A 13,544-nucleotide genomic window follows, 5' to 3' on the forward strand; every position below is an offset into this window, starting at 1 on the left:
GCCTGTTTTTAGACTTCTGTTCAGTCGGCTGATGGCCTGAGCGTGCAAGGATCTGCCTTGTATCGACGGCTTATCGGCCTGTTTCACTTAATAAGTCCTACAGGGGTAGTGCTATTTTGACGCCAAGTCTCGGCCTTACCGACGTTAAAGGTTTAACGCTGCGCAGTGCGTTCGCGCGTTACCGCAATGTTGTAGTGGTGCTGGCCGCCAGCGTGTTGGCGTTAGCCCTCACGGTTCAGTTACTGGCGCCCGCGTCGGCGCCGAATCTGGCCCAGACACGCCATTTTGATCGCGTGCAGGCGCTGACCCGCAGTTGGGCTCAAGGCGACGTGATTGCGCTGGTGCGTCATGTCGAGCGCTGCGACCGGTCCATTGCGCCGTGCCTGGGACCGGTCGATGGGGTGACCGTACGTGCCACTGATACCGCCCGCCAACTGGGTGCCGACTTCCTGAAAATGGGCCTGCAGAACGTCGACATCTACAGCAGCCCGCTGACACGAACCCGGCAGACGGCCGGTTTAATGTTCGAGCGCCCGGTGCAGGCTCAGGACTGGTTATTTAACTGCCGTGGCACGCTGTTGAGTGACGCCCTCAAACACAAAGTGCCGGGGCGCAATCTGGTGCTGGTCACCCACAGCGAATGCATGGACCAACTGGAGCAGTCGCTGCACGTGGCCACCGACACTGCGTTTGGTTACGGCGCGTCGCTGTTTATTGATGTTCCTTCACCAGACGCACAGCCAACGATGCTGGGTTATATCGAAACCGCTGACTGGGACCGTGTCCTGCCGATGGTCGTGGCAGGGCTGCACCGCGGGCTTGAAACCTCGAACTTCTAAGGGGTTCAAGGTTCACTCAATACGCACAATGATCGGGCCGGATTTGACGAAGCGTCTGATGCGCCATTGCGCACCGGGCTGATGAGTTGGGTGTATTCCTCGATCATGCGGTGAATCGCTTCGGGTGGTTCGCACGCGCGAAATTCCATGCTGATTTGCATTTCATCGGTTTTGCGGGTGTGAACATCGTTTTTGTCCCCGCCAAACGTGACGAAGAACTGCGCGCAATCCAGTTCGCCGTTTTCCAGTGCATGGCTGGCCTTTTGCTGCTCGGTGGCGTGCATGCGCACCGACAGATCAACCTTCATCGCCTCGAGCGCCAAACCGCGCGGTGCCACTAGCGTCACCAGCGGCACGCGCATGGTGTGCTGTTCATCCAGCGCCACCTCTACCATCTTGGCTTTCATCGGGGTTCCCAGATCATCAATGTCGTAGTCGAAAAACTGGTCGAACAGTTTGATGTATTGCTGCGCCACCAGGTTTTGCGTCGCAGCGGCGGCTTGCTGCAAACCGCGGGTAATGCTGCTCAAGTCGCAGGCCGCCATGGGTTGCTTACGTCGGTCAGGCAAGGCCAGCGGGTCTTTGTGGCGATTGAAAAGCGCCATATTTCACACTCCTTGGCGTGAGATAAGCGACCCCGTTGCCAGGAACGGGGTCACGTGGGCTGGGTTAGGTCGGGTCTGTTGCGGCGGCTCCCGGCGCTGGCAGCACGCCAGCGGTCGGCAGGGCATCCAGATGTTGCGCAGTCGCATTCGGCATGACGATGGGCTTGGTGGCAGCATCGGTGAGGAAGTCGATCACGCGCATCAGCGCTTCAGGCGGGTCCTGACGTACCACCTTGGTACTGATCGCATAACGCGCCCGGGTGTCGGTTTTGCGGGTTTGTGACGCTTTGTGGCTGGCTGAGCCCTTGATCGAGACATTGAATGGCCCCCAGCCCATCGAGGCGGCAAAGCTGCCTTCGGCACTGGTTTCGCGAGCGCTTTCGGCTTGTTGGCTGATGGTCAGCTCGAAATCGATGTTGCCTTCTTCAATGGTGATGTTCGGGTGACTGATCGCCGCCAACAGCGGGATGCGCATCTGCTTGGTGACGGTTCCCTTGTAGACGCCCTGGTCGTCCACCAGTGTTTCGTCGTAATCAAACTGTACCGAAACGGCTTTGCCATCCTGAATGCACACGCCCATGAGGAAGTCGGCATACGACTTGCTGGCCTGCACCTGAGCCTGAATCATGGCCTGCAGCGGGCCGGCAATCATGCGGTCCAGCGGCAATGCGTTGATCACTGAGCCAATAAGGCCTGAATCGATGTGTGACATGGTCAATCTCCGTATTGAGTTGCGCGAGGGTGCGCACTGTCACTTTATGGGCTCGCCCTGGAGCCATTCAGCAGGAACCGATTACCTTGTAGTGGGGCTTTCAAGGCGCCGGATATTGCCGATCTGGCGCAGGCTCAAACCGTATTTGTCCGCCAGCCTGCTGCGCGACAGGCCTTGGCAGGTTTCCTGCTGGATATGCTGATTACGGATCTGGCGGCAAAAGTGATCGGCCTTGGGGATTTCCAGCGCCAGCCCGGCAAAACGCTTGATCAGGGCGCCCAGCGCATCGGGCGGCAAAATCTGCGACAGCGACGTACGTTCGGCGTGTTTGGGGATGTACTTGGGCCTTCCGCCAAACGCGCAGGTCAGTGTGTAAGCATGCTCCAGCCCCACGCAGTCGATGAGCGCTTGCAACGAGTGGGGCAGTTGGCGAATGTTGACCAGGTTGAGGTCGTTGACGTCCATTGTTCGGTCCTTGGAATCTTAAGTGTCCATTTGGATACTAAGGACGCGTGCCACCCCCTTATAAGTAGGAAATACACCCCTTGCAGATAGGAATTATTACCAAGTGACATCGGGTGTCACCTGGGTGGTGCACTGCGTTTTCCCCTAGGGTTCAAGGAAAACGTCATGTCCGGATTCGCCATCGATTTCTCGTTTATTGCCCGCCTGGAAGGCGCGTGCGTCACCCAGGGCTATGTGCCAGACGTTATCCACAGCCGCAGCGGGGTGACCCTGGCCACCGGTTTTGATTTGGGCCAGCGTCAGGCAAGCGATTTGGCGGCACTAGGGTTGTCATGTGAGCTGCAACAGTTGCTTACACCTTATGTGGGCGTGAAGGGCGCTGCAGCCGTTGAGGTCTTGCGAAAACAGCCGTTGCAGATCAGTGCCGTGCAAGCGCAGCAGCTGGATCAAGCGTTCAAGCAACCATTTATTGCAACGCTGGCGCGTGATTACCTAGCCGCCAGCGGGGTGGATTTCACTGCGTTGCCCGGCGCCATGCAAACCGTGATTGCCTCGGTGGCTTTCCAGTACGGGAATCTGGCGCGTCGCACCCCCCACTTTTGGCAGCAAGTCGTCCATGGGGACTGGCCGGGCGCTTGGGCCACGTTGAACCGGTTCGGTGATCGCTATCCCTCGCGGCGCCAGCGCGAAGCGGCGTTACTCAAGGCCGCGCTGGCGTGAGGCGGGAGCCTTACGAGTCTTTGAGCACACGGTCCCAATTCTGGTCAGCAGGCCAAGATTGGTCTAACAGTTCACGGGCGACGAAGTTTTCAATATCGCTGGCGCTGAGCGTCGTCTCGTCCAGCCAGGGCCATGTAGCGTCGGCATCGCGAAAGTTGAGGTGGTTGTTGAGTTGCTCGCAGGCCAGAGCCAGCACGTGCAGCAGGTTCAGGTGGCTGGCGATGTAAGGTTTTCGCTCGGCGGGGGCTTTGTCCAGCAAGGATGAAACATCGCTCGCTTCGTCGCTGTACAAAGCGTCACTGCGCAGGCTCCAGAAGATTTTGCCGTCATCCGACGCATTTTCATTGGCGTGGGCGGGGTCGCCACTGACCTCAATCGAGAGCTGCACTTGATCTTGTTTCTCGAGCTGCTTGATCAAATAGTCGGCAAGCCCGGATTGACTCAAATAGGCCGTGGCCGTGTTAAAGGCCAACTGCGCGTTATACGCGCTCAGGGTTTTACTGGTGACGTTAATGGTCATGTCAGGCTCCTTGACGGGTTAAATACAGCGTCAGTTGAGCGTAGCCAATTGGCCGCGAACGGCCACGCCAAGTCAGGATCTATTGCTGTGGATCATTGTCGCGGCGGACTCAATACACGCAGCGCTGCGGGTTGGCCGGGCGCTGCACGTACTGCACCCGCTGCGCCGCTCGTCAGCGGCGACAGAGGAAAAGCCTGTTGGCTTAGAACCAGGGCTTGCGACCGACCACGTAGGTCTGTTCGAAGTCTTCGTCGGTCTTGGTCAGGTAGATGATGAATTCAATGAAGGCGATCAGGCCGATAATCATCGAAGGAACACCCAACAGGATGAAGCCGAACAGGAACACCAGCAGCATGATGATGCCCTGGGCGTTGTAGCCCAGATAGAACTTGTGCGCGCCAAATGCACCCAGGAAAAACGCCAGCAGGGCTGCCGGGATTTTCTTCGAGTTGCCCGACGCGGCAGGGCCATCCAGGAAGATTGCTTCGGCGTTGTTGGCATTGGCGGAAAAATCCACACTGCTGCCAGCCTTTGGCAGTACCGCGCTTTTCCACTGATCTACGCTGAACGCGTAACGGTTGCCGTCATCCGCGGAGATGGTGCCGGTGCGACTTGCCGAGTTGAACTCAAGAACCTTGCCTTTCATGTACTGCTCCTTGTTTTCCCCTCTCTATACGAGGGGTAGATAGATGAGTTGCTGCTAAGTCTGTTCCGGGCAAACGACGCATTTAAACCTGAACAGGTTTAATGCCAATCGACGACCGCATATGAGCCGGTCAGAGCCAATTAATGCCGAATGTTTCAAAAAAGGGCGGTAATTGGAGCATGCGCGGTAGTGGCATTTCAATAGCACTGTTCAGTTGCGTTCAAATTGAAGTGAGCTGGCGTAGAATTCCGCGCTTAGTGTCTCTTTCCTCCCTGTGTACTTAAGGATGTCCATGATCTGGTTTCTTGAAGGGCAATCCAGCCAGCGCGACGTCATTGCGGGCGCCCGTGCGGCGCTGCCCGAACGTGTTCAAATTCTGGCCTCGCACCGCCAAAGCCGTCCCGAGATTACCGGGCTGGCGGACGTGGCCTTGCGCGAGCCACAAGACAATGAGGCGCGCGTTGCCTGGGTGATCGAAAGCGCGTGCGCCCATGGCATCAAGGTGGTGCTGGCCGGGCGGGTGGGGCACGTATATGAAGCGCATCGCGCCGATTTTGAGCGCGCCGGTTTGGAATTGGTGACGGGCGCACTGAGCCTCGACACCTTCGAACGGGTGGACGACAAGTCGGTGTTCACCCGCGATGCATCGGCGGCCGGATTGGCCTGTATCCCCGCAATCACCGTGCACACGCAAGCCGAGCTGGAGCGCGCCTACGACGAGTTGTCCCGTGAAGGGCCGGTGTGTGTGAAGCCCACGCGCGGTATTTATGGCCAAGGGTTCTGGCGCGTGTCGGAAGAAGTCGACCCGTTTCGAAGCTTCGCCAACGCCGATTCTCACGAAGTGAACCTGAGTGTCTTCGCGCAAGCGTATGGCCAGTCCGGGCAGCCCAAGCCGCTACTGGTGATGCCTTACATGCCGGGCAGTGAGTGTTCGGTGGACATGGTGTGCGAAGCGGGCAAAGCCGTGGCGTTCGTCGGGCGGCGCAAGCAAGGCCTGATGCAATCGTTCGAGCGCGACAGTGCCGCGGTACAACTGGCGGTCAGGGCGGCTGAGCATTTCGGCTGCGATGGCATCGTCAATGTGCAAACCCGTGATGACGCCAATGGCCAACCGCATTTGCTGGAGATCAATCTGCGCTATTCGGGCGGCATCGGTTACACCCGAGAAACCGGCGTCAACCTGCCAGGCATTTTCGCTACCCGACGTCTGAATCTGCCGCAACCATTGGGCGTATGGCGTGACGATGTGCAGGTCAAGGCCATTACGGTGGCCGTTTCGGTTCGTGGGGAAGAGCTGTTAAGGTGAGCGCCTCTCATTAAGCGTACTGGCACAGGGGAATCAAGGAAGATGAAATTGATGCCGGGAGGCAACGCGCCTCTGCAGTCAGTGCGCAGTGAATTGACCCTTCTAAGCGCGCGGGCCGGTGCGTTGGGTGATTACGCCGGTCTGGCCTTGCTGGCGCTGGATGACCAGCGTCGTCTGGTGGGCGAACCTGCGCTGCTGCATCAACCGCAGCCCTGGGTGCACTGGCACGACACCTGTGGGCTGGCCCGGTTTGGTTTGGCGCTGGATCAACTGCCCGCCACGTGCACGCGCGTGCTGCTGGTGTTGTATGTGTACGGCGCACTGGGGCCACTGCGTGAGCTGGGTTCATTTGAGCTTAAAGCCGAGGATCAGATCGAGCATGGTCTGTCGCTGGCTGACTACGGCGACAGTGCGATGGTGATTGCCGAGGTGTACCGGCGTCAGGATCAATGGAAGCTTCGCGCGTTGGCTGAAGCATCGGCTTACGGTTTGAGCGCGTTTGCCCGACGCCTGGGCATTGATCTGGATGATCGCCACCCCCAGCGGGTCAGCGCCGATACCCACGACAGTGAGGCGCGGCATAGCGCTACCGGCACCGGATTTGCGGTCAGCGCGCAGCATATTCTGACGTGCGCCCACGTGATTGAAGGCCTGAACCATTTGTCCATCGACTCGTTCGAGGGCCGTTTTCAGGCAGAAGCCGTGGTGGTGGATCGCAAGAATGATCTGGCGCTGCTGCGGGTCAGTGGTGCGCCGCCTTTCAGCCCGGTGACTTTTCGGGATGGCATCGGCTGCGAGCTGGGTGAAAGCGTCGTCACATTGGGCTTTCCGTTGGCCGGGCTGGCGGGCGGCGGGGTGCAAGTCTCCCAAGGTGTGGTATCAGGGCTGTTCGGTCTGCGCGATGATGCCAGCCTGATGCAGTTCACCGCACCGATTCAGCCTGGCTCCAGCGGCAGCCCGGTGTTTGACCAGTATGGCCTGGTGGGCGGGTTGGTCACCTCCAGCATGGCAGATGCGCAGAACATGAACTTTGCCGTGAAAACGGCGCTGGTACTGGCGTTTCTCGAAGCCGCCCGCGTGCCCGCACAGCGCGGCCGCAGTGAGCGCTCGTTGAGCACACCCGAGCTGGTCCGTGCTGCGCAATCGGGTTTATGGCGGATAGACGCCAGCCATCTCCAGTAACGATTTCGCGCTTGTCATAACCCGTTGACTGGCGAATCGTCTCTCACTTTTTTGTATTTCCAGGTAATTAATTTCAATGAACAGCGGTAACTCCCCGACCGGCTTCAAGGTTTTGCACGCACACTTGAAGCGCGGTCGCCTGGAGGTGGAGGTCAATACATCGACCTTTGACCCACAGGCCCTTTTCAATTTCGCAGAACGTCGTAATCCCAAGCGCGCCTTTTTGTTTGTCTCGCGCGTGCTCGGACGGCATATACCGGCGCGCCCTTCATTGATGGCTGACAGTTTCAACGCCCTTGCGGCCAAAATTCCTGCGGACTTGCCCGGCCCCGTGCTGGTCATCGGAATGGCTGAAACCGCTGTCGGTCTAGGCGCCGGTGTACATCGTGCCTTGAGCCAGACCCGCGATGACACCGTCTACCTGGTCAGTACCCGTCACCCCACTGGCGGTGAGCTGTTTGCCCGTTTTGAAGAAGAACACAGCCACGCCAGTTCGCATCTACTGCACATGCCTCAGGATGCAGTCGCCCGAGAGCGCATGATGACTGCGCGCTCGCTGGTGCTGGTGGATGATGAAGCTTCAACCGGCAATACCTTTATCAATTTGTCCAAAGCGCTGGTGGATGCCGGGCTGACGCGTATTGAGCGTCTGGTCACCGCGACCCTGACAGATTGGTCGCAAGACGCCGTGCGCAACGCGATGGGCGAGCATGTGACCAGTGTCTCGTTGCTCGACGGCCGCTATACGTTCCATGAAGATCCCGCCGCTGATTTGCCTGACATGCCTGAAGTGGGCAGCGTTGCCCAAGGTGACTGGTCGTTGGACCCGCGTCGCGACTGGGGCCGCATGGGGGCGTGCGAACACTTCGATACGCTGGCGCCCGATCTGCACGTCAAGCCCGGCGAACGTGTCTTGGTCGTGGGCACCAGCGAGTTTGTTTGGCGTCCATTTTTGCTGGCCGAGCGCCTGGAAAAGGCGGGTGCCGATGTGCATTTCAGCTCCACCAGCCGTTCGCCGATTGCCTTGGGCCATGCCATTGACCATGCGTTGTCTTTTTCCGATAACTACGGGCTGGGCATTCCCAACTTTTTGTATAACGTTGCCCCTGGCCAATTCGACCGGGTGCTGATTTGCAGTGAAACGCCGGCCGCGGCCGTCGACCCGGCGCTGGTCAGCGCGTTGAATGCGCAGGTGATCGTCGATGACAAATAATCGTCCGCTGGTGTTCGTCGACCTCGATGACACCCTGTTTCAAACCGCCCGAAAAATGAGCGATGAGCCCCGTTTCACCGCCACGCTCGACGTGGACGGTCAGCCCAACGGCTTCATGAACGCCACCCAAAAGAGCTTTGTGGAGTGGCTGTTGGCCACATCTGATGTGGTGCCGGTGACGGCGCGCAGCATCGAAGCCTATCAGCGGGTGCAGTTGCCGTTTGCCCACGGTGCAGTGTGTGCCCACGGTGGCGTGATTCTCGCCGCCGACGGTTCGCTGGACGCCGCCTGGCATGCACGTATGGGCGACTTGCTGGCGCAGGAACAAACCCGGTTGCATCAACTGAGCGAGCAGACCTTGGCCATTGGCGCCGAGTTGGGTTTTTCGTTGCGCGGTTGGGTGGTGGAGGAGCAGGGGCTGGCCCATTACGTGGTCACCAAGCACAACAACGAAACCGACGAGGCGCTGCTGACCGTGCTGGCTGAGGTCAAGGCGCGGGGCTTGCTGGACGGGTTGTATGTGCATGGCAATGGCAACAATCTGGCGTTTCTGCCGCTGGCGCTGCAAAAACGCGAAGCTGTGCGCGAATGGATTCGTCGCGATCAGGCCGTGAATGGCAAGCGGCCGATGCTGGGATTTGGCGACAGTGTGTCGGATTTGGGGTTTATGGCCGAGTGCGACTGGTGGGGGACGCCCCGTCGCGGGCAGCTGGCCAGCCATGTGATGGCGAGTGTTGACCATGCGTGACGCATTTGACGGTTTAACCACCGTAGGCAGTGGCAGCTATGCTCCGGATGATGTGCATTTCCTGTTACGGGCGATGGACATTGAGGTCACCGACGTAGTGGAAAAAGAGCGCCTGATTCAGACCCGGCAGCGCCACTATTCAGAAATGATCAGTCAGGAACACCCACCGTCTGACACTCACAAAAGCCTTTACCTGCAAGCGCTGGCGCAAAACGGCGCGCGCATGGCCGCTGATGTACAGGCATTGGCGCTTGCTTTGACTGCGCGTTATCAAGGCGCCTCGATTGCACTGGTGTCGTTTGTACGTGCCGGGTTGCCGTTGGGCGTATTGCTGCGTCGGGCGTTGGTTGAGATGGGGCGCGACGCGCGGCACTACGGCATCAGCATCATTCGTGATCGTGGCATCGACAGCGTGGCACTTGAAGCTATCATCAAGGCCCACGGTGCCGAGAACATCGTGTTTGTGGACGGTTGGACCGGTAAAGGAGCGATCAGCGGTCAGATTCGCGACAGCCTGGCGGGCGACGCGCGTTTCCCGTCCGAGCCGCGACTGGTGGTGTTGGCTGACCCGTGTGGCCGGGCGTGGTTGTCAGCTTCGGCTGAAGACTGGCTGATTCCGTCGGGCATCCTGGGTGCCACCGTGTCGGGGCTGGTTTCCCGCTCCATCTGGCCAACTGATCCGGGTCTGCACGGGTGCGTGGTGTATGGGCATTTGGCCGAGCACGATGTGACGCGGGCTTTTATCCACAGCATCGAACGCGAGCGCGCACTTTTGGCGCCACAAACCCCGGTTCAACCGTGGACGCCCGAGCAGGCACAGGCGTTGCAACACTCCGCCGTGGCTGCGGTCGAACGTATCTCGACGCGGTTCGGGGTGAGCAACCCTAATCGCGTTAAACCGGGTATTGCCGAGGCCACGCGCGCGGTGATGCGCCGCGTGCCGGACCACGTGCTGGTACGCAGTCGTGACGATCAGGATGTGCAGTTACTGATGCATCTTACCCGTCAGGCCAATATCGACGTCGAAGAAGTCGGCGATGAGCTGGGGCCTTACCGGGCCGTGACCGTGATCAGGAGTGTTCGTTGATGATCAGACATTCCGCTTATGCCTTGGGCGCTACGTTGTATATGCCCGCCACCCGTCCCGATATTCTGGACGTGGTGTTTGGCGAGAAGATTCAAGGGTTGCGCTCATTGGTGGTGTGCCTGGAAGACGCTGTCGCCGAAACCGACGTGCAACAGGCACTGATCAACTTGAAGAACCTGTTGCTGGGAATTGAAGCCCGGGGTGGACGCCTGTCCGGCGGGCCGATCCTGTTCGTGCGCCCGCGGGATGCAGAAATGGCGGCAGTACTCAACGAGTGGTCGCTGATGCGTCACGTCGACGGCTTTGTCGTGCCCAAACTGCGTTTGAGCAACATTCGCCAATGGCAACAGGCCGTGACCCGCAACGAACTGGCACTGATGCCGACGCTTGAAACCCCGGAGGTGTTTGATCCGGGCGCCATGGTTGAGCTGCGTGACGCCATGCTGGAACAGTTGCCGGGACGTATCATCGCCCTGCGCATTGGCGGCAACGATTTGATGGGCTGCCTGGGCTTGCGGCGTAACCCGGCCATGACGCTTTACAGTACCCCCATGAGTTACGTGATCCCGATGTTATGCGGGGTGATGGGGGCGGCGGGTTTTGCGCTGACAGCGCCAGTGTTTGAACAGCTCAATACACCGCACTTGCTGGAGCAGGAACTGGCTTTGGACATGGCCCATGGACTTGTGGGTAAAACCGCAATACATCCGTCGCAAATCAGCGTTATCCACAAGGCGTTGCAAGTCACCCTTGAAGATTTGAACAGCGCCCGCCAAATACTGAGTGAGTCGGCGCCTGCAGTGTTCAAATTCAACGACGCCATGTGCGAGCCGGCGACACATTACAAATGGGCGCAAACCGTTATCGAGCGCGCGCATTGGCAAGGGGTTCGCACAGAGTGCGGTAACCCTTCCGACACTTTTGGAGGCAGCCTGAGATTGGCTGAATTGGTAGGTTGAACGACGTTTTAAATAAATCGGTTCCACAAAAACAGGTGCTGTCGGCCTTCGACTTCGATGGCACGCTGACGTATCACGACAGTTTTGTACCGTTTTTACGCTTTGCGTTCGGCAATCGACTGTTCGCCATGCGCCTGTTCCGGATGATCCCGGCCACGATCAGCTACTTGCTCGGCCAGATTTCCCGCAATGACCTGAAGGAAAAGCTCATCACGGTCTATCTGACGGGGGCCAAAGTCGCGTGGGTGGAAGAACGCGCAGAAGCATTTTGTGACGTTTCGTGGCAGCGGTTAATGCGGCCTTTGGGCTTAACATCTGTCGCCAACCAGCGGGAGCAGCAAGCGCTCGTGACCATTTGCTCGGCATCGCCTGAGTTGGTACTCAAACCGTTCGCTAAAAAACTGGGTATTGGCTTGATCGGCACTCAACTGGAAGCGGTTAACGGTGTGTTAACCGGTGAAATCAGCGGCACCAATTGCCGTTGTGAGCAAAAAGTCATCCGTCTTGAGGCGCAATACGGGCCTTTGGACCAATACACATTGCGCGCCTGGGGTGACACTCGGGGCGATGAACAAATGCTTGGCGCCGCTCAAGAGCCCCACTGGCGTGAATTTCATGCACTGTGGCGCCGTAAGCGGCCACTGGATGTGTGCTTGCGTGAAGAACTGTAAGCACGGCTCGTCATATACAAGCGTTAAATTAGGTTAAACAGCACGTTGTGCATCGATGCAGACAAGGAGACGCTTCATGGCCATTTCGCTGTCCAAGAACCAAACCATTTCCCTCGAAAAAGAAGCCGGAACCGGTCTCAAGAAAATCCGTATGGGCCTGGGCTGGGACCCGGTAAAACCGACCGGTTTCTTTGCCAAACTGCTGAACAGTGACAGCGCCATCGACCTTGATGCGTCCTGCATTGTGCTCGACAGCAACAAGCAGTTGCTGGACCTTGTGTGGTTTCGCGACCTCAAGTCCAAGGACGGCTCTATCGTTCACTCCGGCGATAACCGCACTGGCGAGGGGGATGGCGACGACGAATCGATCCAGGTCAACCTTGAGCAATTGCCAGCCAACGTCAAACACTTGGTGTTTACGGTGAACTCATTCACCGGGCAGAACTTTGAATCGGTCGAGAATGCCTACTGCCGAATCGTCGATGAAGTCAGCGGCAAGGAGCTGGCGCGTTTCCTTCTGTCGGAAAAAGGCCGTCACACCGGTTTGGTCATGGCTAACCTGAGCCGCACGTCGGCAGGCTGGGACTTCACCACCATCGGAACTGTGGCCAACGGCCGTACTGCACAGGATCTGGCCAACGAGGCTGCTCAGGCGGTGCGCGCATGAGCACATTGACGCCGGGTGCAAACACGTCCGTTTCAGCGGGCGCTCAGACCGTTACCATCACTTACAGCCCAGTTGCTGGCGCTGACCTGGACGTCTCGGCATTTTTGCTCACCGATTCGGGCAAGGTGCGCGGCGACAACGACATGTGTTTCTTCGGCCAGCAAAGCGTCAACAACGGCGCGGTCAAGCTGGTCGAATCGGCTGCGGGCCGAACAGTCTTCAGTATGAACCTGGATGCGATCGATCCGGCTATCGAGAAAGTTGCCCTGACGGCAACCATTTACGAGAACAAGGCCAAATTCGCAGCATTTCCGGTACTGAACGTATCGGTCAGTGGCGGCATTGAAGCGCCGATCCCGACGCAGGGCATGCAGGAAACCGCATTGATCCTGGGTGAGTTTTATCGTCGCCAAGGCGCGTGGAAGTTCCGTTGTGTGGCGCAGGGCTTTGCTGGCGGGCTTGCCCCCCTGGCTGAGCACTTCGGCGTGGATATCGCCGCGCCTGCCCCGTCGGCGGCCCCGACCCCTGCGCCCGCTGCAGCACCTGCGCCAGCGTCAAAAATCAACTTGTCGAAAATCACCCTCGACAAACAGCGTCCATCGATCAGTCTTGAAAAGAAAGACGGCGACTTCGGCGAGATCAAAATCAACCTGAACTGGAACCGCAGCTCTCAAAGCAGTGGCGGCGGCGGTTTTTTTGCTTCATTGCGCGGCAAGTCGGGCGGTATCGACCTGGACGTAGGTTGTCTCTACGAAATGGAAAATGGCCGCAAAGGCGCGGTGCAGGCATTGGGCAATGCGTTTGGCGATTTCCGCGATGAGCCGTTTATCCAACTGATGGGTGATGACCGCACGGGGTCGGTAAGTGATGGCGAATGGCTGCGCATCAACGGCAAGGAATGGCGTCAGATTCGTCGCGTTCTGGTTTATGCCTTCATCTACGAAGGCGCCCCGAACTGGCAGGCGACGGATGGCGTGATCACGCTGTATATCCCGGGCGAAGCACCGATTGAAGTGCGCTTGAGCGAAGAGGGCGGCAGCAAAGGCATGTGCGCTATCGCCTTGCTCGAAAACGTCGGTGGTAGCGTGCGGGTAAACCGCAAAGTCGAATTTTTCAAAGGCCACTCAGACATGGACAAAGCCTTTGGCTGGGGCATGCGCTGGGCTGCCGGATCCAAATGAGCGTTCTGTGAATGGTCGCCTGC

General features: G+C 58.6%; 16 protein-coding genes. 11 read left to right on the plus strand and 5 right to left on the minus strand.

The genetic code is table 11. The features are described 5' to 3' along the window. The first annotated feature begins 116 nt into the window (after positions 1-116). Complete coding sequence (locus tag HBN68_RS16855) at positions 117-839, plus strand: histidine phosphatase family protein (RefSeq protein WP_169965446.1); 723 nt, start codon at positions 117-119, stop codon at positions 837-839. Positions 840-844: 5 nt separating this feature from the next. On the opposite strand, the gene HBN68_RS16860 is transcribed toward HBN68_RS16855, so the two are convergent. The 3 genes from HBN68_RS16860 to HBN68_RS16870 all read right to left on the minus strand — a co-directional run bounded on the left by HBN68_RS16860 (position 845) and on the right by HBN68_RS16870 (position 2,621). Next, positions 845-1,444: a DUF2589 domain-containing protein gene (locus HBN68_RS16860; RefSeq protein WP_249275403.1), complete on the minus strand. Its 600-nt coding sequence runs from the start codon at positions 1,442-1,444 to the stop codon at positions 845-847. 64 nt (positions 1,445-1,508) lie between these two features. Beyond that, entirely contained in the window at positions 1,509-2,156 is a 648-nt protein-coding gene (locus HBN68_RS16865) for a DUF2589 domain-containing protein (protein WP_094995053.1), read from the minus strand. An 81-nt stretch (positions 2,157-2,237) separates the two neighbouring features. After that, the gene (locus tag HBN68_RS16870) at positions 2,238-2,621 is read right to left on the minus strand and encodes a transcriptional regulator (protein WP_169965444.1); all 384 of its coding nucleotides are present in this window, start codon (positions 2,619-2,621) and stop codon (positions 2,238-2,240) included. Positions 2,622-2,786: 165 nt separating this feature from the next. Between HBN68_RS16870 and HBN68_RS16875 the strand changes: the two genes are divergently transcribed. After that, positions 2,787-3,341 (plus strand): pesticin C-terminus-like muramidase, encoded by a 555-nt coding sequence (locus tag HBN68_RS16875; RefSeq protein ID WP_169965442.1) that lies wholly within the window; start codon positions 2,787-2,789, stop codon positions 3,339-3,341. 10 nt (positions 3,342-3,351) lie between these two features. Here HBN68_RS16875 and HBN68_RS16880 read toward each other — a convergent pair whose 3' ends face one another. Beyond that, positions 3,352-3,861, minus strand: coding sequence for a hypothetical protein (locus HBN68_RS16880; RefSeq protein WP_094995050.1), 510 nt, complete (start codon positions 3,859-3,861; stop codon positions 3,352-3,354). A 202-nt stretch (positions 3,862-4,063) separates the two neighbouring features. Continuing rightward, positions 4,064-4,507: a TM2 domain-containing protein gene (locus HBN68_RS16885; protein WP_169965440.1), complete on the minus strand. Its 444-nt coding sequence runs from the start codon at positions 4,505-4,507 to the stop codon at positions 4,064-4,066. A gap of 292 nt (positions 4,508-4,799) precedes the next feature. Here HBN68_RS16885 and HBN68_RS16890 point away from each other — a divergent pair, with 292 nt between their 5' ends. The 9 genes from HBN68_RS16890 (at position 4,800) to HBN68_RS16930 (ending at position 13,521) form a co-directional block, all read left to right on the plus strand. Then, positions 4,800-5,813, plus strand: a complete 1,014-nt coding sequence (locus HBN68_RS16890; protein ID WP_094995048.1) for an ATP-grasp domain-containing protein — start codon at positions 4,800-4,802, stop codon at positions 5,811-5,813. 51 nt (positions 5,814-5,864) lie between these two features. Continuing rightward, positions 5,865-6,995 carry a trypsin-like peptidase domain-containing protein gene (locus HBN68_RS16895; protein WP_262373563.1) on the plus strand — a complete coding sequence of 377 codons (1,131 nt, stop codon included), beginning with the start codon at positions 5,865-5,867 and terminating at the stop codon, positions 6,993-6,995. A gap of 76 nt (positions 6,996-7,071) precedes the next feature. Next, positions 7,072-8,208: a phosphoribosyltransferase domain-containing protein gene (locus tag HBN68_RS16900; protein WP_169965436.1), complete on the plus strand. Its 1,137-nt coding sequence runs from the start codon at positions 7,072-7,074 to the stop codon at positions 8,206-8,208. Further along, entirely contained in the window at positions 8,198-8,956 is a 759-nt protein-coding gene (locus HBN68_RS16905; RefSeq protein ID WP_094995045.1) for a trehalose phosphatase, read from the plus strand. Before HBN68_RS16900 ends, HBN68_RS16905 begins: the two co-directional genes overlap by 11 nt. Continuing rightward, entirely contained in the window at positions 8,949-10,043 is a 1,095-nt protein-coding gene (locus HBN68_RS16910) for a cysteine protease StiP family protein (RefSeq protein ID WP_094995044.1), read from the plus strand. Before HBN68_RS16905 ends, HBN68_RS16910 begins: the two co-directional genes overlap by 8 nt. Further along, positions 10,043-11,002, plus strand: a complete 960-nt coding sequence (locus HBN68_RS16915; RefSeq protein ID WP_094995043.1) for an HpcH/HpaI aldolase/citrate lyase family protein — start codon at positions 10,043-10,045, stop codon at positions 11,000-11,002. The genes HBN68_RS16910 and HBN68_RS16915 overlap by 1 nt, the downstream gene beginning before the upstream one ends. After that, the gene (locus HBN68_RS16920) at positions 10,999-11,673 is read left to right on the plus strand and encodes an HAD family hydrolase (protein WP_094995042.1); all 675 of its coding nucleotides are present in this window, start codon (positions 10,999-11,001) and stop codon (positions 11,671-11,673) included. The genes HBN68_RS16915 and HBN68_RS16920 overlap by 4 nt, the downstream gene beginning before the upstream one ends. A 76-nt stretch (positions 11,674-11,749) precedes the next feature. Further along, the gene (locus tag HBN68_RS16925; RefSeq protein WP_094995041.1) at positions 11,750-12,340 is read left to right on the plus strand and encodes a TerD family protein; all 591 of its coding nucleotides are present in this window, start codon (positions 11,750-11,752) and stop codon (positions 12,338-12,340) included. Continuing rightward, entirely contained in the window at positions 12,337-13,521 is a 1,185-nt protein-coding gene (locus HBN68_RS16930; RefSeq protein ID WP_094995040.1) for a TerD family protein, read from the plus strand. Before HBN68_RS16925 ends, HBN68_RS16930 begins: the two co-directional genes overlap by 4 nt. The last annotated feature ends 23 nt before the right edge of the window (positions 13,522-13,544 follow it).

Origin of the sequence: Pseudomonas sp. WS 5078, assembly GCF_012985745.1 — a bacterium.
GTDB lineage: Bacteria > Pseudomonadota > Gammaproteobacteria > Pseudomonadales > Pseudomonadaceae > Aquipseudomonas > Aquipseudomonas lundensis_A.

Coding starts and splice junctions, on each gene's coding strand:
- HBN68_RS16905 (WP_094995045.1), top strand. CDS start 8,198: ATGACAAATAATCGTCCGCTGGTGTTCGTCGACCTCGATGACACCCTG.
- HBN68_RS16925 (WP_094995041.1), top strand. CDS start 11,750: ATGGCCATTTCGCTGTCCAAGAACCAAACCATTTCCCTCGAAAAAGAA.
- HBN68_RS16895 (WP_262373563.1), top strand. CDS start 5,865: ATGCCGGGAGGCAACGCGCCTCTGCAGTCAGTGCGCAGTGAATTGACC.
- HBN68_RS16890 (WP_094995048.1), top strand. CDS start 4,800: ATGATCTGGTTTCTTGAAGGGCAATCCAGCCAGCGCGACGTCATTGCG.
- HBN68_RS16880 (WP_094995050.1), bottom strand. CDS start 3,861: ATGACCATTAACGTCACCAGTAAAACCCTGAGCGCGTATAACGCGCAG.
- HBN68_RS16865 (WP_094995053.1), bottom strand. CDS start 2,156: ATGTCACACATCGATTCAGGCCTTATTGGCTCAGTGATCAACGCATTG.
- HBN68_RS16915 (WP_094995043.1), top strand. CDS start 10,043: ATGATCAGACATTCCGCTTATGCCTTGGGCGCTACGTTGTATATGCCC.
- HBN68_RS16875 (WP_169965442.1), top strand. CDS start 2,787: ATGTCCGGATTCGCCATCGATTTCTCGTTTATTGCCCGCCTGGAAGGC.
- HBN68_RS16900 (WP_169965436.1), top strand. CDS start 7,072: ATGAACAGCGGTAACTCCCCGACCGGCTTCAAGGTTTTGCACGCACAC.
- HBN68_RS16870 (WP_169965444.1), bottom strand. CDS start 2,621: ATGGACGTCAACGACCTCAACCTGGTCAACATTCGCCAACTGCCCCAC.
- HBN68_RS16930 (WP_094995040.1), top strand. CDS start 12,337: ATGAGCACATTGACGCCGGGTGCAAACACGTCCGTTTCAGCGGGCGCT.
- HBN68_RS16885 (WP_169965440.1), bottom strand. CDS start 4,507: ATGAAAGGCAAGGTTCTTGAGTTCAACTCGGCAAGTCGCACCGGCACC.
- HBN68_RS16910 (WP_094995044.1), top strand. CDS start 8,949: ATGCGTGACGCATTTGACGGTTTAACCACCGTAGGCAGTGGCAGCTAT.
- HBN68_RS16860 (WP_249275403.1), bottom strand. CDS start 1,444: ATGGCGCTTTTCAATCGCCACAAAGACCCGCTGGCCTTGCCTGACCGA.